19 protein-coding genes are annotated in these 20,297 nt (G+C 49.9%); 16 read left to right on the forward strand and 3 right to left on the reverse strand.

The genetic code is table 11. From position 1 onward, the window contains the following. Both GF404_01420 and GF404_01425 read left to right on the forward strand, forming a co-directional pair. A partial coding sequence (locus GF404_01420) for an ATP-binding cassette domain-containing protein (protein ID MBD3380833.1) occupies positions 1-1,659 on the forward strand: 1,659 nt, incomplete at its 5' end. Between the two features lie 109 nt (positions 1,660-1,768). Next, positions 1,769-2,884: a glycosyltransferase gene (locus GF404_01425; protein MBD3380834.1), complete on the forward strand. Its 1,116-nt coding sequence runs from the start codon at positions 1,769-1,771 to the stop codon at positions 2,882-2,884. A 49-nt stretch (positions 2,885-2,933) separates the two neighbouring features. On the opposite strand, the gene GF404_01430 is transcribed toward GF404_01425, so the two are convergent. Genes GF404_01430 through pyrR form a run of 3 tightly spaced genes read right to left on the reverse strand, consistent with a single transcriptional unit; the run spans position 2,934 to position 5,690 of the window. Continuing rightward, entirely contained in the window at positions 2,934-4,241 is a 1,308-nt protein-coding gene (locus GF404_01430) for an amidohydrolase family protein (protein MBD3380835.1), read from the reverse strand. A gap of 1 nt (position 4,242) precedes the next feature. Continuing rightward, positions 4,243-5,169 (reverse strand): aspartate carbamoyltransferase catalytic subunit, encoded by a 927-nt coding sequence (locus GF404_01435; protein ID MBD3380836.1) that lies wholly within the window; start codon positions 5,167-5,169, stop codon positions 4,243-4,245. 2 nt (positions 5,170-5,171) lie between these two features. Then, positions 5,172-5,690, reverse strand: a complete 519-nt coding sequence (gene pyrR / locus GF404_01440; GenBank protein ID MBD3380837.1) for a bifunctional pyr operon transcriptional regulator/uracil phosphoribosyltransferase PyrR — start codon at positions 5,688-5,690, stop codon at positions 5,172-5,174. A gap of 400 nt (positions 5,691-6,090) precedes the next feature. Here pyrR and GF404_01445 point away from each other — a divergent pair, with 400 nt between their 5' ends. The 14 genes from GF404_01445 to GF404_01510 form a co-directional block, all read left to right on the forward strand. Further along, a complete protein-coding gene (locus GF404_01445; protein MBD3380838.1) occupies positions 6,091-6,681 on the forward strand; it encodes a hypothetical protein in 591 nt (196 codons plus the stop codon). An 89-nt stretch (positions 6,682-6,770) separates the two neighbouring features. Then, the gene (locus GF404_01450; protein MBD3380839.1) at positions 6,771-7,712 is read left to right on the forward strand and encodes a hypothetical protein; all 942 of its coding nucleotides are present in this window, start codon (positions 6,771-6,773) and stop codon (positions 7,710-7,712) included. After that, a complete protein-coding gene (locus GF404_01455) occupies positions 7,713-10,295 on the forward strand; it encodes a YfhO family protein (GenBank protein MBD3380840.1) in 2,583 nt (860 codons plus the stop codon). Next, positions 10,288-11,010 (forward strand): glycosyltransferase, encoded by a 723-nt coding sequence (locus GF404_01460; GenBank protein ID MBD3380841.1) that lies wholly within the window; start codon positions 10,288-10,290, stop codon positions 11,008-11,010. Before GF404_01455 ends, GF404_01460 begins: the two co-directional genes overlap by 8 nt. Then, entirely contained in the window at positions 11,007-11,882 is an 876-nt protein-coding gene (locus tag GF404_01465) for a glycosyltransferase (protein ID MBD3380842.1), read from the forward strand. Before GF404_01460 ends, GF404_01465 begins: the two co-directional genes overlap by 4 nt. Then, positions 11,851-12,915: a hypothetical protein gene (locus GF404_01470; protein MBD3380843.1), complete on the forward strand. Its 1,065-nt coding sequence runs from the start codon at positions 11,851-11,853 to the stop codon at positions 12,913-12,915. The genes GF404_01465 and GF404_01470 overlap by 32 nt, the downstream gene beginning before the upstream one ends. After that, on the forward strand, positions 12,912-13,874 hold the full coding sequence (locus GF404_01475; GenBank protein ID MBD3380844.1) for an acetyl-CoA carboxylase carboxyltransferase subunit alpha: 963 nt from the start codon (positions 12,912-12,914) through the stop codon (positions 13,872-13,874). Before GF404_01470 ends, GF404_01475 begins: the two co-directional genes overlap by 4 nt. Before the next feature lie 87 nt (positions 13,875-13,961). After that, positions 13,962-14,414: a PTS fructose transporter subunit IIA gene (locus tag GF404_01480; protein ID MBD3380845.1), complete on the forward strand. Its 453-nt coding sequence runs from the start codon at positions 13,962-13,964 to the stop codon at positions 14,412-14,414. Positions 14,415-14,420: 6 nt separating this feature from the next. After that, positions 14,421-15,215 carry a rod shape-determining protein MreC gene (mreC, locus tag GF404_01485; GenBank protein ID MBD3380846.1) on the forward strand — a complete coding sequence of 265 codons (795 nt, stop codon included), beginning with the start codon at positions 14,421-14,423 and terminating at the stop codon, positions 15,213-15,215. A gap of 3 nt (positions 15,216-15,218) precedes the next feature. Continuing rightward, positions 15,219-15,707, forward strand: coding sequence for a rod shape-determining protein MreD (mreD, locus tag GF404_01490; GenBank protein ID MBD3380847.1), 489 nt, complete (start codon positions 15,219-15,221; stop codon positions 15,705-15,707). Then, complete coding sequence (mrdA, locus tag GF404_01495; GenBank protein MBD3380848.1) at positions 15,704-17,527, forward strand: penicillin-binding protein 2; 1,824 nt, start codon at positions 15,704-15,706, stop codon at positions 17,525-17,527. The genes mreD and mrdA overlap by 4 nt, the downstream gene beginning before the upstream one ends. After that, positions 17,527-18,753: a rod shape-determining protein RodA gene (rodA, locus tag GF404_01500; protein ID MBD3380849.1), complete on the forward strand. Its 1,227-nt coding sequence runs from the start codon at positions 17,527-17,529 to the stop codon at positions 18,751-18,753. Before mrdA ends, rodA begins: the two co-directional genes overlap by 1 nt. A 7-nt stretch (positions 18,754-18,760) precedes the next feature. Beyond that, positions 18,761-20,083 (forward strand): NCS2 family permease, encoded by a 1,323-nt coding sequence (locus GF404_01505; protein MBD3380850.1) that lies wholly within the window; start codon positions 18,761-18,763, stop codon positions 20,081-20,083. 12 nt (positions 20,084-20,095) lie between these two features. Then, a partial coding sequence (locus GF404_01510; GenBank protein MBD3380851.1) for a hypothetical protein occupies positions 20,096-20,297 on the forward strand: 202 nt, incomplete at its 3' end.

The following is a 20,297-nucleotide window of genomic DNA, read 5'->3' on the forward strand; positions in this document are numbered from 1 at the left end:
ATTGCGACCATGATAGCTTTGCGCGATGTAGATTATTCTGTGCTCTCCGCGGACAAGGGCCGAAATCGCATAATAAAAAACCTCAGCCTGGATATAAAAACGGGTGAGAATGTGGCGTTAATGGGCCACAACGGTTCAGGGAAAACTACGTTTTTGCGGTTGCTGTCCGGGTTAATCCTGCCGACTTCCGGGAAGGTGGAAATCGAAGGCCTGACCACGGATGAGAGAAGCTTTCGAGGTAAGCTGGGGCGCGTGGTCGGTATGGTGTTTCAGAACCCTGATGACCAGCTTCTGTCGATCGATGTCGAACGTGAGATTGCACTGGGGCTGGAAAATTACTCTCTGCCGGCAAAATGGATCAAGTCAAGGGTGAGTGACAGCATTGATCATTTCAATCTGGGAGAGGCGAGCAAGAGGGTTTCCTCGAAATTGTCGGGTGGTGAGAAGCAACTACTGGCTACGGCCTCGGTGTTGATCCTTGAGCCGGGAGTTGTCTTGTTTGATGAATCGACGGCTCATCTGGATCGCAATAATCGCAAACTGTTTTACGATTCTATCGCGAAGCTGAAATCTGATCCTGAGATCTGCGTGATCTTCGTAACTCAATCGTTTGCAGAAGCGGAGGAGTTCGAACGCCTGCTGGTTTTTTACGAAGGTCGCCTGGTAGCGGATTGTGCTCCGACGGATATTGTCGAGAAACCTCATCTGTTCGAAAAATATAAGCTCAATCCCTCGGGAGAGTTGATGATTGAAAAAGCGACAGCCGATTTGGTACAGCTTGCTTTTGAGGATGAGAGCACAATCGTGGATGACGAATCTGAAAGTCCGGGAAAAGATCTGTTGCTCAGGACTGGGGGACTGGATTTCGACTGGCCCGCGGATCCCAATCGTAATCTGATCAAAAATCTCGATCTCGAACTCGAGACTGCCAGCGTGTGCGGTATCATCGGGCCAACCGGGTCCGGAAAAACCAGCCTGGCACTGCTTTTGGCAGGTTTGATCACACCCACGGGAGGCAGTATCTCCGGTGCATCTGGTGATTACAAACAGTCTGATCTCGTGCGTTTGACGGCCTATCAGTTTCAGCAGGCCGAGCGGGGGATGTTTGCCGAGACAGTTTTCGATGAGATAGCTTTTGCTCCGCGAAACCTCGGGATTCCAGAGGAAATGATTGACGAGATCGTTACCGAGTCCATGGAATTATGCGGACTCGATTACGAGCGGATGGCTTCGCGGTCACCATTCAGCCTGTCCGGGGGAGAGGCTCGTATGGCGGCCATTGCGTCGATTGTGTCCAGCGGTAAAAAGCTGATGATTTTCGACGAACCCACGGTCGCTCTGGATGCAGTTTATCGGGATAAAATTAGCACTTTGCTTGATAAGTTGAGAAAGATGAAAAGGGCGGTTGTGGTGATATCTCATGATTCCGATTTTATTTTCGAGAATTGCGACAGGCTTTATCTTTATTTGAATGGTCGTTTTGTATCCGATGAAAAATATAAGCTTTACAAGCATTCCGACCTGTTTGCAAAGGCCGGGGCGGATGTTCCGCCTGTTATTCGATTGGCGGAAATGGCCGGACAGCTCGAAAAATTCCGTTCGCTGAAGATTAATTCCCTCAGCCACCCGCTCTGCCAAAAACTTATGAAATCGAATTGATTCCGAACATCTAAAGCATCTTGCTTGACATCGATTGAAGAATAAATATCTTACGGCTTAATCCGGATTGTAACCGGAATGCTAAAAATGTGAATCTGGGGTTAATGGCTTGAATCGTCGCAGTCGTAATTTCCATTCGAAGCGGTCAGTCGGTAGAATCTCGATTATCGTACCAGCCTATAATGAGCAGGGCAATATTCCGATTTTGGCTGAAAAGATGGATGAGATGTTCAAGAAGAGCAGGCTCAAAGGCGAGGTTATACTTGTCGATGACGGTTCCTCAGACAATACCTTCGGTGAAATCCGGGAAGCATCGCAAAGATACCGATTTATCCGCATTATGAGACACAAGACCAACCGCGGGTTGACCGCGGCCCTGGAGACCGGTTTTAACGCCGCCCGAGGCAGGATATTGATGTTCTGGCCGGCTGATTTGCAGTATATGCCCGAGGAGATTCCAAAGCTGGTGGCCAAGATTGAAGAAGGTTATCATATCGTTTGCGGATGGCGCCAGGGACATTATGGCATGAAACGCTTTGTGTCCTGGGTCTACAACGGCCTCTCCCGGATGCTGTTTCGGGTGCCTATTCATGATTTCAATTCGGTCAAGGCTTTTCGCCGTGAAGTGATCGAGGAACTCCCGGTTTTGCGCGAGGGATGGCATCGCTATTTGGTAGTGATTGCTTCGCAAAAGGGTTACAAAGTCGGCGAGGTAAAAGTCAGGCTGTACCCTCGTAAAATCGGTAAATCGAAGTTTGGTTTCTGGCGTATCCCGATCGGGGTTACCGATCTTTTCTCGGTCAAGTTCCAGGTTTCATTTATGCGTAAACCACTCCTGTTTTTTGGATCGATCGGTTTTATTCTGCTTGGGATAGGGTTTTTTGTCGGTCTTGGATCATTGTATCTTCGCTTTATGCTTCACGAGGGTTATCGTCCGCTGTTATATCTTGTTATGCTTCTGGTAACATTGGGGATGGCGTTGTTTATGTTAGGATTTCTGGCCGAAGCTATGATAGTTCTCCAGGATGAAATAAGTTCGCTTCGCAGGGAAGTCAGGCGGGCCTCTGAGAAACTGGACTCGGTCAATAACCGCAATCGCCAGTTAAAATCTATGGTCAAGAAAAAACAGCCCGGTGGTAAATCCGGTGGCGGAAAGCCGGGTGGCGGAAAACCTGGCGGATCAGGTAAAAATCAAAAGGACGACAAAAAATCTAAAAACGATTAGACGGATATAATAAAGGGATCTCATTAAAAACGAGATCCCTTTTTACTGTCTATACATCCTTGTAGACTACTTTCCCATCGACGATTGTATACACTGCTTTACCTGTCAGTGTTTGTCCGGCATAGGGCGTATTTCGTGAGCGCGAGAGGAAGCGTTCAGGATTGACGATCCATTCTTTTCCGGGATCGATAATAGTTATATCTGCCGGGAATCCTTCCTGCAACGAACCGGCGTTGAGAGATAAAATCTGAGCCGGCCGGGTAGACATGGCCCGAATCAACTGCGTCCACTTGAGATGTTTTTCCTTGATCAGGTAAGTACTGCATACTCCCAGCGAAGTTTCCAGACCGATTACTCCATTGGGAGCGAGATCGAATTCGACATCCTTGCTTTCATGCGAATGAGGTGCGTGGTCGGAAGCGATGCAGTCCAGTGTGCCGTCCAGAAGTCCCTTTATCAGGGCCCTGACATCAGTCTCTGTCCTGAGCGGGGGGGACATCTTCAGGTTCGGATCAAAGTCTTCAGCAATCAGGTCATCGGTCAATGACAGGTGATGAGGTGTGACTTCCGCTGTGACATTGACATCAGCTTTCTTGGCCTGGCGGATAAGTTCGACAGCTCCGGCGGTGGAGATATGTGCGAAATGAATGCGTCCTCCGGTGTAACGGGCCAGAAGCAGATCGCGTGAGACACAGACTTCTTCGGATACAAACGGCACGCCTTTCATGCCGAGTCGCATTGAGGTATATCCTTCGTTCATGACACCATCGCCCGAAAGCGAGAGATCCTCGGGATGTTCGATAACCGGAATCTTGAACATACGGGCGTAATCGAATGCCTTGCGCATCATTTCAGCCGACTGCACCGGGTAACCGTCATCGGTCAATGCGATCGCGCCGGCCGCTACGACCTCACCGATTTCCGCCAGTTCTTTGCCCTTTTGTCCCTTCGTGATGGCAGAGATCGGGTAAACCCGGACAGGGGCCTGGCGGGCTCGACTGAGGATGAACTTGACAGTTTCCTGGTTGTCGATTGTTGGGGTTGTATTGGGCATACAACAGATCGTGGTAAAACCACCTGCCGCGGCCGCCTCCGAGCCGGTCTGGATGGTCTCCAGTTTTTCCTTGCCGGGTTCGCGCAGGTGCACATGCATATCTATCAAACCGGGGGATATAATCATGCCTGTTGCATCTATAAATTCGCCCGGCTCCATCTGTTTGAGGTCTTCGGTGGTCAGCAGTTGTTTGGTCTCAACACGTGAGACATTACCTTTCTCTATATACAGGTCTGCTTTCTTGTCGATGTCGGCAGAGGGATCGACCAGTTGACCGCCTGCGATCACTTTAAGTCTTGCCATATTAATTCTCCTCCCCTCCCTGAAGCAGGTACAGGACGGCCATTCTGACTGCCACGCCGTTGGTGACCTGTTCCAGGATTATCGATGAATCGCCGTCGGCAACTTCGGAGGATATTTCTACTCCCCGGTTCATTGGACCCGGGTGCATTACGGTGTAGTTTTTATTGAGCAGTTTAAGGCGTTCGCGGGTCAGCCCGAAGAGAGTCGTGTACTCGCGCAATGAAGGCAGGAGTCCGGCCTGCTGGCGTTCACGCTGAAGCCTGAGAACATTGACGACATCAGCGCCATGCAGAGCTTCGTCAAGGTCCGAATAGACATCCACGCCCATCTTTTCAACCTCCTGCGGCAAAAGGGTCGTGGGTCCGCAAACTGCCACCGACGCCCCCATGGTTTTAAGACCCCAGATATTCGAGCGGGCCACGCGAGAATGCAAAATATCGCCGACAATCACGATCCGCAGGCCATCCAGTTTGCCATAGCGTGCATGAATGGAATACATATCCAAAAGAGCCTGGGTGGGATGTTCATGAGCTCCGTCTCCTGCATTTATGATAGTTGAGGAGGCGAATTTTGTCAGGAAATGGGGTGCACCGACTGAGGAGTGTCTCATGACGATCATATCGATTTTGAGCGCTTCTATGTTGCGCACCGTGTCTTTCAGGCTTTCACCTTTGGCGACCGATGAGCCCTTGGCCGCGAAATTAATCGTGTCGGCAGACAGCCTTTTTTCAGCCAGCTCGAATGACAGCCGGGTGCGAGTCGAGGGTTCATAGAACAGGTTGACCACCGTGACACCGCGCAGGGGAGGGACCTTTTTGACAGGCCGTTCGATTACTTCCCTGAATGAGCGGGTGGTGTTCAGAATCAATTCGATATCCTCCCGGCTGACATTCTCCAGCCCGAGAAGGTGATTGATCTTCAAGCCCATAGTCACTCTCCCTTCTTACCGGGCTGACCGCCCTGTGGTTTTGAAATTATCGAAACTGAGTCCTCGCCGTCTATCTCTTTTAACTTGACGAGCACATCGTCATCTTTCGAAGTCGGCAGGTTTTTGCCGACAAAATCCGGTTTGATCGGCAGTTCACGATGCCCGCGGTCGACTAAAACCGCCAGGCGGATCGCGCGAGGCCGTCCGAAATCAGAGAGCTGGTTGAGTGCGGCCCGGATCGTACGGCCGGTAAACAGAACGTCATCGACAAGGATCACGATCTTGTCCTCGAGGTCGAAAAGAATTTCGGTTCGTTTGACTTCGGGGCGTTCCAGCTTGATATGGATATCATCGCGGTAGAAATTGATATCCATGTAACCGACCGGCAGGTCGATATCTTCGATCTGTTTGATCATGCCGGCCAGCCTGTCCGCCAGGTCATCGCCGCGAGTGCGTATGCCGATCAGTGCCACCCGCGAGATATCCGGTTGTCGTTCCAAAATCTCATGGGCGATACGCATCAGGGCGCGCTTGATTTGAGTTGCGCTCAAAACCTGCAGGGGTTCGGTGTTTGGCAAGAAACTACCTCCTGAAAAAATATCCTCCACCAAATGGAAGTGTGTTATCCGATTGATTGTATAATTCGTACTGATGATGTGAATTCAAGCTGGTCATGTTCCTTTTCCGGTCTCACCGGGCCGGCTTTAAAAGGTTAAAGTTCGCGAGGAAAATAGCGGTGGTCAACTGATCTGTCAAGCCTAAAATTTTTGAAAACCTTCCCGACCAACTTGCGGTTAAAGTAACTCCAAGCCGACATTCGGATTGATGCTTGATAAATAAAAAAAAATGCGCATATTTGGAAATATCAGATTGTTACTTGTAAAACGGATAAACAGGATATCATATATAAGGAGGAGGAAATTGATCAGGAAACTGCTTTTGAGTGCATTCGTATGCGGATTGATTTTTAGTTTCGCTTGTGGCGGGGGAGAGGATTCTGCTGAAGGTACCACGCAGGAAACGATCCCGCAGGAAACACCTGATATGGAAGCTGAACAATCCGAGCAGGCCAAACTCAATAATCCGGAATTTTTTGCCACCCGTCCCGACGCGGAAGAGAGAAGAAAACAAGCAGAACGCGAACCGGGACGCGGACCTGAAATCGAGTTCGCTGAGCTCGAACCCGGCACTTGTGCTTACTATGCTTTTTGGTTCAGCGAATACTTCACTTCTGCTGACAGCGCCGAGGCGATATCGCTCTGCACGCCGGAGATGGCCCAGAAAGTGCGCGCTTACTTCCAGCAACCTCGCCGATATGATTTTATCAAGCATAATAAGTCCCAGGGCTATACGGTAGTGTCGGTCAGCACAGTTGAGCGCGAAGAACTGGCGGATACCTGCCTGGCCTGTGTGACCGCGCAATTTATGGGACAGACACGCGATGAATGCATCTATAAATTCGTTCCGCAGGGAGATGAGTGGGTGCTGGCGGACTGGATCGTAAGGCAGTAAAAAACTGCAAGTTAAATCAAGTTAAATATTCGGGCGGTCTCAAGCTTGTGCTTGACGCCGCCTTTTTTATTAGGCATATTCTGAAAATTATGGCCAGTCGCAGCACTCGAAAAACCTTATTCGATATCCTCAAATGGATCATTATCGCAGTAATACTTTATTTCATCATCCGCCAGGTCATAACCCAATGGGAACAGGTAAAAAATTACCACTGGCAGATCGACTGGCTGTACCTTGTGCTGTCTTTGTTTATGCTTGCCGGCGGTCTGTTCTTCAAAAGTTTTCTGTGGTCGGAGGTGCTGAAGTCATTCGATACATACCTGCCACCACTGCGAGCTTTTCGGGTCGCTTATCTTTCAAATCTGGGACGGTACGTACCTGGTAAGATAGTCCAGTTCGTGGGTATTATCTACCTCGCCAAAAAAGAGGGTGTGCGCGAAGATGTCGCCCTGGCCTCATTTGCGCTGATCCAGATGTTCGATATCCCCAGCGGACTGATCCTGATCGTGACTTATCTTTTGATCATGGGTATTTCGTTTTCGACTTTCAGCGCCTATTCATCGGTTTTGATAGCAGTCGGGATTGTTTCCCTGGCATCGCTTGTAATTATTCTGACTCCTTCGCTTTTATCGAAGACGCTCAATATCGGCCTGCGTTTGCTCAAACAACCGGCGATAAATTTCAGCCTGCAAAAAAAGACTGGCTTTAAAATTCTGTTTTTATATTTTGTGGCCTGGAACATAATGGGAGCCGCCTTTTACTTTTTTCTGCGGGCGGTTACCTCAATCCCGGACAATTTTTTCGGTCAGGCGTGTGTTATATTTTCTGCTTCATACCTGATCGGATACCTGGCGCTGTTCGCTCCGGGCGGGATTGGCGTCAGAGAAGGAGTTATGGGACTGTTGCTGGCACAGATTGGCGGGCTGGCAACGCCGGTCGCGCTGGCGGTCGGACTTGCGGCAAGGCTATGGTTTCTGGTTGCCGAGTTGTCAGTCTCGGTGATGGCATTATTAGTGGGGTCAAAAAAGTAAATGGCTAAAAAGAAAAAGAAAATCAAAGAGCAGAAAAGTCAGCCAAAAATTAAACCCGCGGGTAAATCTTTTCTCGAGGAATTGTTCGAAAGCAATTTCTACGTTCTTTACTATGCGGTATTTATTTTCATACTGACTGTCATTCTATTCAGCGAATTCGTTTTTTCCGGGCAGATGCTGTTCTCCTCGGACACCATCAATGCCGGCCTGTTCTTCCGGAATTTCCCGATGGAGTATTTCCGCGAACATGGCGCAATCCCGCTCTGGAATCCTTATATCTTTTGCGGGATGCCGTTTGTGGACGCATTTCACGGCGATATCTTTTACCCTATATCATTCGTCTTTAAGCTGATTCTACCGACCCCGATCGCGTTTGGCTGGTCGCTGATCTTCCATGTTTTTCTGGCAGGATTATTTATGTACCTCTGTGCGCGGGGATTCGGGATGTCGAAGCTGGCGGCGACAATTGCCGGCATATTCTACATGTTTGCCCCGTATCTGGTTTCGATGGTTCAGCCGGGTCATGACGGCAAGATGTATGTTACGGCGCTGTTGCCTTTGGCGATGCTGTTTCTGGAAAGAGGGATGAACCGCGGGAAGCTTCTGGACTTCACCTTGCTGGGGGCCATGATAGGAATGATCATCATCACGCCTCACCCGCAGATGTCATATTTCTCGTTGTGGGCGCTGGGATTCTATGCCGTCTTCAGGTTGATTATGAAACTCATCGATGACAGAAATATAATGGTTTTGATCAAGCCCGCTGTCTTTTTCATGCTGGCGGTGATACTGGGACTGGGTGTTTCGGCGATACAGTTTTATCCCGGTTATCGCTATGTCAAGGAATTCTCACCGCGTGCTCATGGGGAAGATGAGGACGCTATGAAAGAACGGGAGCGCTGGATGTATGCCACCAGCTGGTCGATGAACGCCGAAGAGCTGGCCGCGCAGGTGATCCCGAATTTCTGTGGCACCGATGCCCGCGGTGCGGTCGAGGGTGATCAGACTCCGCCGACTTACTGGGGCAAAAACGCATTCAAGGATAATTCTGAATACATCGGTATTCTACCGGTATTTTTTGGCCTGATGGCAATCGTATTTGTCCGAACTCGCAGGACATGGTTCTTCATGGGGCTGGGGGCTTTTGCCCTGGTCTATGCCCTGGGCGGGTCGACACCGATATATAAGATATTTTATCACCTGATACCGAACGTCAAGCATCTGCGGGCGGCCTCGATGATCATGTTTGTCTTCTCGTTTTCTTTCTGTCTTCTGGCTGGTTACGGTATCGACTTTTTGCGCAGGCTCCCGGAGATGAAAGCAAAACAGAAAAAGAAGATTTTGAATTATTCGCTGGTTTTCGTCGGTATCTATGGTGTTTTAGCCTTGCTGTTTTCGGTGGCCGGGCGCGGAATGCTGGATTTGTTTAAGTCGATCTTCGCCTCTTCCACCCAGGATGCCATGATGCAGTATAAGGCTTATCCGCTGGCACCTGATCTGGCAGTCGGTCTATGGGTCCTGGCCGGGATATTTCTGGCTACCTGGTTTTTGCTCAAATCCTATGCGGCCCGGCAGGTGGGAGTCTGGGCTTTAGCGGTTGTTTTATTCTTTGGAATAGTGGATACCTGGCGGATGAACTTTAAATTTATTACCACTACCGATCAAACCCAGTATGTCGGTAAAAACGGCGTGGTGGACCTGATCAGGCAACAGCGTGATGCTTACACCCCCAGGATTCTAAATGCCGACCGGGGGATACTCCGGGGGCAGAATTATTTCGGTTACCATGATGTCCCGATGATGTTCGGTTATCATGGCAACCAGCTCAAGATATTTGACGAGTACTGGGGCAGAGTCGGCAAGTCCAACGATCATTCTTATATATTCAGGATGTATTCCAACCGGCAGAATCCGAATGATCCCCAGAACGGAACCCTGCAATGGCTCAACATTCCATTTATAGATATGGCGGGTGTGGAATATATCGTCACGGATTACGGTGCCAATCCTGGGCCTTACCAGGATATGCTCCGGCGCGTCTCAACCGACCAGCAGATCCGTCGCGACAGGCTTATCCTGTACGAGAACAGATCCAGTTTTGGGCGCTGTAAACTATTCTACGACTACATGGTAATCGAGGATCGCGACAGCATGCTAGAGTATATGCGTTCCGGTGAACATGAATGGAAAAAGACCGTTTTACTCACCGCTGATCCGGAGGTGGATATTCCGCCTCAAGATAGTGCCAATCCGGCGCGGGGAAATGCTGAGATTGAATTTTACGATCCAAACCGTATCGAGGTGAAAGTTGCCGGCGAGAGTTCCGCGATTCTGTATTTCGCGGATTGCTATTACCCCGATTGGAAAGCCTATGTCGACGGTGAGAAGCGGGAGGTATTGCTCGCCAATGGCGCGTTTCGGGCGGTCGCAGTCCCGGCTGGAGAACATACTGTCGAATTCAAATTCGAATCGACCGTGTACGCCACTTCAAGTTTAGTAAGCTGGGTCTGCATATTATTTGTCGTGATCGTCAGCGGGTTCAGTTTGTATAACCGTAGAGTGAGGAAACCGAAACGTGAGTAAAAAAGCCTGCGTAATCATACCGACCTATAACGAGAAAGAAAACATCGAAAGGATTACTAACGCGGTTTTAAAGCAGGACGAGCGGCTTTCGGTGCTTGTTGTCGATGACAATTCTCCCGATGGAACCGGTCAGATTGCCGACCGGAAAGCGGAAGAGAATGCGCGCGTGATGGTGCTCCATCGCGAAGCTAAAAGCGGTCTGGGGCAGGCTTATATCGCCGGTTTCAAATATACACTCAAAAAGGGGTTCGATTATATCCTCGAGATGGATGCTGACTTTTCACACGATCCGAAGTATCTCCCTGACTTTTTGAAAACGATTGAAAATTACGATCTCGTTTTAGGTTCGCGCTACATCCCCGGCGGTGGAGTGGTTAACTGGCCAGCGGACAGGATTATGATCTCAAAAATCGGCAATATCTACGCCCGCATTATTACCGGCATGCCGGTTGCGGATGCCACCGGCGGTTTCAAGTGCTTTCGGCGCGAGGTGCTGGAGGCAATCGATTTCGACGAAGTCCGTTCCAATGGATATTCCTTCCAGATCGAGATGAGTTTTCGAGCATACAAAAAGGGATTCAGGATCAAGGAGATTCCAATTACGTTCAAGGACCGCGAGGACGGCACCTCCAAGATGTCAAAGAAGATCGTGCGCGAGGCGATCGTTATGGTGCCCCGTCTCAAGCTGTGGTCTTTGACAGGTAAGCTCAAATGAGTTCGCTCCGCGCCAGTGTTATCATCGTAAGCTTCAACACCTCGAACCTGACACTCCGATTGATAGAGTCACTCTACCGTTATGAGGTGGGCAATCAATACGAACTGATAGTTGTTGACAATGCTTCCTCGGATAATTCAGTCTCTGAATTAAAAAGCAAGTACCCGGATATCCGTCTGATTGCGAACAAGAAAAATCTCGGATTTGGAAAAGCGGTTAACCAGGCCTCCAGAATTGCTGAGGGTGAATACATCTGGCTGTTGAATTCGGATTGCCGTCTGAAGGAGCCGATCATGGTGAAACTGATAGATACACTTGAACATGAGTCCTCGGCTTTCGCGGTCACTCCCCGCACAGTTAATTCAAGCGGACGGTTTCACTCTTCTTGCCGGCGGTTTCCGACCTATGACAACATAATATTTTCACGAGGATCGATTCTGGCGAGACTGCCATTTTTCAGGCATCGGCAGGTGGAATATACCCTGCCCGACTTCCCCGGGACGACCAGGGTGGAGGCGATATCGGGAACCGCGATGCTGATGCGAAAGGACGAGTTTATAGCCTCCGGCGGTTTTGATGAACGGTTTTTTATGTACCTCGAAGACACCGACCTGTGTTACCGGATGTACAACAAAAAGCGTTACTGTTATTACCGTCCCGATGCGGAGGTCGAGCATTTGAACAAGGCATCCTCGCGTGGACGCCAGGGAAGACGGTTGTATCATCATCATATGTCGACTCTGGAATATTTTTTGAAATGGTATCCAAATTACTATTTGCACAATTTTTTGCTGGTGTTATTGTTGACCCTGAACCTTTTTGTGAAGATCATTTTAATCAATGCAGGTTTGCTCTCAGATAACGATTCTTAACCTTGTCTTTTTCGGGCTGGCGATAGTTCTCTCGGTCAGCTTGACCTACGGGTTTTACCGTCTTTGTCTGGCTTACCGGATACTCGATTATCCCGGTGGACACAAGACCCACACCCATCCGACCCCCCTTCTGGGCGGTGCCGCAATCTTTCTGTCGTTCTGGATTTCCATCCTGGCAGCATATATGGTTTGTGGTGACGGTGTATTTGACAGCTTCAATTTCCTGCGGGCCTTTTTGCTGTCATCGCTGGTGATATATGTTACCGGTCTTTTAGATGATCTGATGAATCTCAAATCGTACTACAAACTGTTTGGTCAGGCTGTCGCGGCGGTAATCCTGATCGCCCACGGTTACTTCATTACCCGTATGCATATTCCATTTACCGGTCAGTTCGAACTCGGTATCTGGGGCTTTCCGGTTACAGTTATGTGGGTTGTCGTTATCACGAACAGCATTAATTTCGTGGATGGGCTCGATGGGCTGGCCGGTGTGATCGGGTTGACTGTCTGTATCGGGCTTCTGATCGTGGGGGCGTTTTTAAACCTGGCGGTGGTGTCGGTAATAGCCGCGATCATCGGTGGCGCCCTGTTTGGTTTTCTGTTTTACAATCTGCCCCCGGCCCGGATTTTTATGGGAAACAACGGCGCGTTGTTTGTCGGTTTTGTGTTCTCCGTGGTGGCGGTTTTCTGTCCGATCAAGAGCTACACGGCTGTGGCTATGTTCGTGCCTCTGATAGCGGCCGCACTGCCGATTATCGAAACGATTGTAACACCGATCAGGCGGATTATAACCGGACGCAAATTCTACCAGTCCGATACCAACCAGAGTTTTCACTACCTGAGACGCTTCAGGTTTTCAACAGGTACCACGATTTTGATCTTTGGCTCCGTTTCACTGCTGTTTAACGCGTTTATTCCGGCTTTTTTTTGGTTTGACCGGAAACAAGTTTTTTCTATATTTGTGTTGTTTTTGATGATTCTGGTCGCAATCTTTTTTATATTGCGTCTGGTAAAGGGAAATGGTGAGAGATGAGCGCTGGATTTGTATTAGATTTTGAAAAGCCATTAGTCGAGCTGGAGCGCAAGATCGCGGAGATGAAAGAATTCGCCTCCGGCGAAAATGTCGAGCTCTCACGTGAGATCGAAAGCCTTGAGCAAAAGCTTGACCGGCTGGCGGAAGACATCTACTCCAAGCTTTCGCGCTGGCAAAAAGTCCAGCTGGCACGTCATCCCCGCAGGCCGTATACTCTCGACTACATCAATGCCCTGTTTACAGACTTTTTGGAATTGCACGGCGATCGGGGTTATGCCGACGACAAGGCCGTGGTCTGCGGTTTTGCCCGTTTCAGGGGGCGCAAGGTAGCGATTGTCGGCCAGCAGAAGGCCCGGGACACCAAGGGCAAGTTGATGCGTAATTTCGGTATGATGCACCCGGAGGGCTACCGTAAAGCGCTCAAGATCATGCGTACAGCCGAAAAATTCGGACTTCCGATCGTGATCTTTATCGATACACCGGGAGCATATCCCGGTATAGGCGCGGAAGAACGTGGTCAGGCGGAAGCGATCGCCAGAAATATCCGCGAGATGTTCAAGCTGACGGTGCCGGTCGTGATAACGATTATTGGTGAGGGCGCTTCGGGTGGAGCGCTGGGGATCGGTGTCGGCGATGTTATCCTGATGCTCGAAAACGCCTGGTATTCGGTGATCTCACCGGAGGGATGCGCAGCGATTTTATGGCGCGACCAGGCCAAGGCACCGGAAGCGGCTGAAGCTCTCAGGCTGACGGCGACCGATATGCTGAAACTGGAAGTTATCGATAAAATCATAACTGAACCGAAAGGCGGGGCCCATCGCAATCCGCAGGGTGTCTACGATGTTCTGGGTGAAGAGATCGAGCATCAGCTTGAGTTTCTTTCCGCTCTTGACAAGGACAGCCTGCTCCAGAAACGTTTGGAGAAATTCAGGCAGATGGGGGATTACCTGCATATTTGACGAGCTGCGAAGCCGGAGAAATCCGGTTTTAATATTTGAGACTGATCTGATAGACTGAGATACAATTAGAGTCAATAAGGAGCCAAGATGAAATTATCCAGGTTTACAGCCGAGGAACTGATTACATTCGAACTGAAGAGCACCGACAAAGACTCCGTAATTGATGAGCTGGTCGAACTGGCGGCCACCTCCAAACTGGTTCGTGACAAGGATGAATTATTAAAGGATATCAAGGAACGCGAAAACCTGGTAACTACCGGTGTCGGCTATGGGGTCGCCTTTCCGCACGCCAAGACCCGGGCTGTCAAGGGAATCGTGATAGCTTTCGGCCGTTCCGACCAGGGGGTGGATTTCGACGCTATGGATAAGCGTCCGGTCAACCTGTTCTTCCTGATTGCGGCACCCGAGGACGCCATCGGCGCTCACCTGAACGTCATGGCCAGGCTCTCGTTTCTGATGAAATCTGAGCAGAATCGGGACAAAATGATGAGTGTAAAAAGCCCGGGAGAGCTATTGTCGATCCTTGATTCTGTCGATTAAGCTTATATGATTTCAAGTTTACGGAAGCTGATCGCCAACAACAAGGAATTTGGTCTGGCGGCCGGTTTGGTGATCCTGTCTTTTATCATACTGGTGACACCGATCAACATTAAAAGGCCGCTGGCGAAATACACTTATATAGTTTCGCTGTCTCCTTTCCAGGGGCTCTCGGAAGACCTCAAACAGCTTTCCCATACTGTTCAGATAAATCGTCATCTCCGTAAGCAACTGATGGAGCGTGAACTGGAATTGTCCTTCGCGCGTGAAGCTCTGGCCCAGAATTCTCGCCTGCGGGATACACTCGGTTTTCGTGAACGCCGTGAATACGAGCTGATTCCGGCCGAGCTGGAGGCGATCGATCCTAAGCGCAGGGAAAATGCCATTATTGTATCGGTTGCTTCAGGGCGGGATGTCGAGCCGGATATGGCCGTGATGGGTGTCTCCGGGCTGGTCGGCAAGACCACCAATGTACTCGGCAACAATGTCACGGTTGAATTATTGACCAGTCCCAGTTGCCGGGTGGCGGGGCGCTCAGCTGATAATCGCGCTCTCGGGATAATACGCTGGGAATCCGGGCTGTACCTGCATTTCGATAATGTGCCGATCAGGGATTCTGTTGAAGTCGGTGACACTATTATTAGTTCCGGGTTGGGCGGGTTGTTTCCAGATGGTTTGCAGATCGGTACAATTGTAGCTATCGACGTGCCCGAAAAAGGATTTTTTAAACAGATAGATGTTAAACCTTTTGTGGATTTTAATAGCCTGGACGAGGTGTTTATACTGAAAGAGAAGGAAGAGTAGCTGATGGGAAGGGTTGCCGGATTTGCCGCGCTTGTGCTTCTGTCGATTATATTCCAGACCTTTATTGCCAGCCTGATTTCGATCGAGCATGTCATGCCGGACATCTATGTTATCCTGGTGGTCTACCTGACACTGACACGCGGGTTGTCCTACGGTCTGATTTACGGTTTCGTTGTCGGCTTGGTCGAGAGTTCCGCCGATCCGGGATTATTCGGTCTGAGCTCTTTGCTGAAGGTCGTGCTGGCGATCGTTGTCTACACCCTTTCTAATCGTCTCAGGCTGGAATCCAAACTTATGCGAATTCTAGTCGTATTCTGTTCGGTGGCTTTGCATAACCTGGCATACTATATAGTTGCCTATGGTTTCGATTTCGAGTTGGCAGCCACTGTGTCCGTTAAATTTTCGCTTTTGGATGCTCTTTACAGCGCTCTGATTGCGGTAGTGTTATTGTATTTAACCGAACGTCGTTTAACATTGAAATTTGAATCATGAATGGTGTCTCGTATTCCCGTGAAAGACGGGCTCTATTATTATATGCGGCCTTCGGGCTCTTCTTTCTTGTATTGGTTGTGCGCCTCTTATTGATCCAGACAGCCGAGCATGAGAAATATTACAAGATGTCCGAGGATAACCGCATACGTTTAGTTCCCGAGGTGGCATTTCGTGGTGATATCTATGACCGTTATGGGCGGGTGATCGTTGAGAACCGCCCATCATACACGATTTCAGCCATTCCCAATGAAATCGACAACATCGACTCGATTTCCTCCAAACTTGCGGATCTGGTTCCTTTGGGCAAAAATGAGATAGCTGAAAAAATCCGTTCGAAAAAATTTCTACGTTACCAGCCGATCAAGATTGCCCGTTCGGTCAGTTTCGAGACTGTCTGTATAATCGAAGAGAATGCTGATAAATTTCCCGGAATTATCTTTCAGCTCGAACCTGCCCGTAAATATCCGCAGGAAGGTGTTCTCTCCCATGCCGTCGGTTACACCAGTGAGGTAACGGAAAAAGAACTAAGGGAAATGAAGGGTGAAGGAGTCAATTATGGCACCGATATCGGCCGGGAAGGACTTGAAAAATATTGGGATCGCTATTTACGCGGAAAAGACGGTCTGACTTATCTTGAGATAACAGCCGAAGGCAAGATCCTGGGAGACCTTCAGGGTCGCGACAATATACCGCCCGAACCGGGGATGGATGTCCAGCTCGCCCTGGATTACGAACTGCAAAATTATGCTCTTTCCCTTTTTGCTGATACAGTTGCGGGTGCCCTGGTGGCACTCGATCCGAGAAACGGCGAGGTCCTGACTTTCGTCTCGGTACCTGCTTATGATGCCAACATGTTCACCGGCGTATTGAGGAAAAAAGACTGGGACCGGCTTGTCTCAGATCCGCATAAACCTCTTCTTAACCGCATCATCAAAGGAGAGTATCCACCCGCGTCAACTTACAAGCTGATCGTGGCCGGGGCCGGTCTCGAGGAAGGTATCATCGAACCGGAAACCAAATTTGCTCCATGCACCGGCGGTTATCGATTCGGAAACCGAGTCTTCAAATGCTGGAATCTGAGCGGTCACGGTAAGCTGGGGGTAATCGGGTCGATCATCCAGTCCTGCGATGTCTATTTTTATCAGCTCGGTCATAAGCTGGGACTGGAGAAATTTGCGGAATATTCTCGCAAATGCGGATTCGGGTCAAAGACCGGAATCGATGTGCCTGGTGAAATGGCTGGATTGGTTCCCGATGCTGACTGGTACGACAACAAGCTCGGCAAAGGCAAGTGGCCGATCTCGGTGATAATTAACCTCTCGATCGGACAGGGCGAAGTCCTGGTCACGCCGCTTCAGCTTGCCAATTTTTACGCCGCGGTAGCTAACGGTGGTACACTTTATCGCCCGCACCTGATGCGCATGGCGTTTAGCAAAAATGACACGGTCTATGCCAAAATCGAGAAGATTGGTCAGTTGCCGTTTACCGACAGCACGCTGGCGATTTTGCGGGAAGCTTCTGTGGGAGTTCTCTACGATTCTCATGGTACCGCCCGGGGATCACGAATAAAGGGTATCAAGTTTGGCGGTAAAACCGGTACCGCACAGAACCCTCATGGCAACGAACATGCGCTCTTTTGCGCATACGCCCCTGTGGAAAATCCGATTATAGCCGTCGCCTGTATCGTCGAGAACGCGGGGCATGGGTCCGAGGAGGCCGCGCCGATCGTGTCCAGAGTTGTGAGGCATTACCTAGAAAAAAACGGACTGATCCCGGATCCGGATTCGCTCCAGAACATGGCCAGCAGGGAGGCTGAATAATGGGAATCCGCGGAGAACTTACCGGTTCCGCTCTGGCCTTGACAGTGGCTGGATTATTGCTCTCCGGGATTGGGGTGCTAATGGTGTATTCAGCCACCCATACCGCCGTCAGTGCGTTTGAAGAAGGGCTATACATCAAACAGTTAATCTGGGTCGGCATCGGCTTCTGTGTCTTTTTGATCGTGGTCATGTTACCGATGCGGATGCATGAAATCCTGAGTTATATCTATTATATTATGCTGATCCTGTTGCTGGCCGGGCTTCTCTTTTATGGCCGTGTGGGGGGCGGTTCAATGCGCTGGTACAGTTTCGGTTTTCTGCATTTTCAACCCTCCGAGCTGGGAAAAGTAATCGTGCTTTTTGCGATGGCTCGTTACCTTAGTTATTCTAAAAAGCCATCACAGCATTTTCGACGCTTGATGTTGACCGGTATACTGGTTCTTATACCGACTATGCTCGTACTCCGGCAACCGGACCTGGGAACATCCCTGGTGTACCTGGTCTTGATGCTGGCTATACTTTACTGGTCGGGACTTCCACCGGTCTACCTGTTGCTTATAATCTCACCCGTATTCAGCATGATTACAGCCTTTCATCCGATCAGCTACATAGTTCTCTTCGCGGTAATCATATTGCTCTTGATAATTCTCAAGCCGGGGGCATTTATGGCCTCGGCCATTGTGGTGGTCAATTTATTGTTCGGGATGGTAACACCGCTTTTATGGAATCGGCTGGCCGACTATCAGAAAAGCAGGATTCTTATCTTCCTCAATCCCGGTAATGACCCGCAGGGAGCGGGTTACCAGATCATTCAATCGAAAATTGCAATCGGATCCGGGGGGCTCTTGGGCAAGGGCTTTCTGGGTGGAACTCAGACAAATTTGAACTACCTGCCGGTCAGGCATACCGATTTCGTGTTCTCTGTTGTGGGAGAGGAGTTCGGTTTTCTCGGTGGTCTGGTTATAATCTCGCTTTTTGCCCTGATAATCTTTCTGGGACTGCGCACCGCGGTCAGGGTACGCAACAGGTTTACATCCTTTGTTTGTGTCGGTGTGGTTACAATACTGTTCTTCCAGACGGTCGTCAATATCGGTATGACCCTTGGAATCATGCCTGTCACGGGACTGCCGTTGCATTTTGTCAGCTACGGTGGCTCTTCGATGATCCTGAGCTGGGTGCTTCTGGGACTGCTGGTCAATGCCGAGATGAGCTGGCAGGAGTATTGATCCGGAGATGATTAAAGAGTACTTTCAGTTCGCAGAATCCGGCACCAGCTACCGCACTGAAATTATAGGTGGCCTGACCACGTTCATGGCTATGGCCTATATCATCTTTTTAAACCCTGCCATCCTCTCCAATGCCGGTATGGATTTCGATTCTGTCATGCTGGCGACCTGTATTTCCGCCGCGATCGCGACGTTTTGTATGGGACTTCTGGCACGCTATCCAATTGCCCAGGCACCCGGACTGGGGTTGAATGTTTTTTTTGCTTTCAGTGTCGTTGTCGGGATGGGGGTTTCATGGAATATCGCTCTGGGGGCGGTATTTATGTCCGGGCTGGCGTTTATCGTCATGTCGATTTTCAAGATCCGTGAAGCGATCATAAATATCATCCCTGCCGCCCTGCAGTCCGCAATCGCGGTTGGAATCGGTCTCTTGATCGCGGTTCTGGGGATCTGGCATGCCGGTTATATTACCCGCGATGAAGGTGGACTGCTGACCCTCGGGCCGTTACATCATCCCGCATCGCTTCTTTCTTCATTCGGCCTGATTGTACTGGGACTGCTTTTGTCTCTCAAGGTTAAGGGCGCGATCCTGTTGAGCATGATTGCCACCCTTACCATGGGTATTATTACCGGTGTGATCGGCTACCAGGGAGTAGTTGCGAGTCCGCCGTCACTGGAACCGACTTTCTTGAAGTTGGATATCATGGGTGCGTTGAGCGCGGACATGCTGACTATAATTCTTGTGTTTTTGTTCGTGGATATGTTCGACACGGTCGGCACACTGGTCGGAATCGGCAGGCAGGCAGGATATATGGAAGATGGCAAACTCCCGCGCGCTTCCAAAGCACTTTTTTCCGACGCGGTCGGGACAACTGCCGGGGCACTTTTGGGGACTTCGACTGTAACAAGTTATATAGAATCCGCCACCGGTATCGGTGCCGGGGCCAGGACAGGCTTCGCCAACCTGATAACCGGGGCGATGTTTATACTGATGATATTTTTTATTCCGGTTGCGCGTATGGCCGGGGGGGGAGTTGAGATTGCACCTGGTGATATGCTCTACCCGGTTACCGCGCCGGCTTTGATATATGTCGGCTCGATTATGATGCGCAATGTCGTGCAGATAGATTTTAAAGATGTCAGTGTGGCCTTGCCGGCATTTTTGATTATTCTCGGCATTCCACTGACTTTCTCGATTGCTGACGGTATGGCTTTCGGATTTATCGCCTATCCGCTGTTCATGTTGATGGCCGGCAGGGGAGGCCGGGTTCACTGGCTGGTCTATCTTCTCGGCCTGGTGTTTTTGGCATATTTCATATTTTTAAGATAACGGAGATCAATTATGAAACTGAAATCATTCTTCTTAGCACTTTTCATCCTGATAAGCACAGCGGCACCGCTGAGCGCGATCGAATTAGACGAAATCCTCGATCAGCATATGCAGGCTTTGGGTGGGCGCGAGAATCTCGCCAGGTTCGAATCATTTCATTACGTGGCGGATTTAAAAATGGGCGGTATGAACGGCAAAGCCGAGATGTATTACG

Source organism: Candidatus Zixiibacteriota bacterium (assembly GCA_014728145.1).
Classification (GTDB): Bacteria; Zixibacteria; MSB-5A5; order JAABVY01; family JAABVY01; genus WJMC01.

What these genes read in the sequence shown, in the direction of transcription:
- GF404_01430 (MBD3380835.1), bottom strand. Translation starts at nt 4,241, where the DNA reads ATGGCAAGACTTAAAGTGATCGCAGGCGGTCAACTGGTCGATCCCTCT.
- GF404_01435 (MBD3380836.1), bottom strand. Translation starts at nt 5,169, where the DNA reads ATGGGCTTGAAGATCAATCACCTTCTCGGGCTGGAGAATGTCAGCCGG.
- pyrR (MBD3380837.1), bottom strand. Translation starts at nt 5,690, where the DNA reads ATGCGTATCGCCCATGAGATTTTGGAACGACAACCGGATATCTCGCGG.
- GF404_01450 (MBD3380839.1), top strand. Translation starts at nt 6,771, where the DNA reads ATGGCCAGTCGCAGCACTCGAAAAACCTTATTCGATATCCTCAAATGG.
- GF404_01455 (MBD3380840.1), top strand. Translation starts at nt 7,713, where the DNA reads ATGGCTAAAAAGAAAAAGAAAATCAAAGAGCAGAAAAGTCAGCCAAAA.
- GF404_01465 (MBD3380842.1), top strand. Translation starts at nt 11,007, where the DNA reads ATGAGTTCGCTCCGCGCCAGTGTTATCATCGTAAGCTTCAACACCTCG.
- GF404_01470 (MBD3380843.1), top strand. Translation starts at nt 11,851, where the DNA reads ATGCAGGTTTGCTCTCAGATAACGATTCTTAACCTTGTCTTTTTCGGG.
- GF404_01475 (MBD3380844.1), top strand. Translation starts at nt 12,912, where the DNA reads ATGAGCGCTGGATTTGTATTAGATTTTGAAAAGCCATTAGTCGAGCTG.
- GF404_01480 (MBD3380845.1), top strand. Translation starts at nt 13,962, where the DNA reads ATGAAATTATCCAGGTTTACAGCCGAGGAACTGATTACATTCGAACTG.
- mreC (MBD3380846.1), top strand. Translation starts at nt 14,421, where the DNA reads ATGATTTCAAGTTTACGGAAGCTGATCGCCAACAACAAGGAATTTGGT.
- mreD (MBD3380847.1), top strand. Translation starts at nt 15,219, where the DNA reads ATGGGAAGGGTTGCCGGATTTGCCGCGCTTGTGCTTCTGTCGATTATA.
- mrdA (MBD3380848.1), top strand. Translation starts at nt 15,704, where the DNA reads ATGAATGGTGTCTCGTATTCCCGTGAAAGACGGGCTCTATTATTATAT.
- rodA (MBD3380849.1), top strand. Translation starts at nt 17,527, where the DNA reads ATGGGAATCCGCGGAGAACTTACCGGTTCCGCTCTGGCCTTGACAGTG.
- GF404_01505 (MBD3380850.1), top strand. Translation starts at nt 18,761, where the DNA reads ATGATTAAAGAGTACTTTCAGTTCGCAGAATCCGGCACCAGCTACCGC.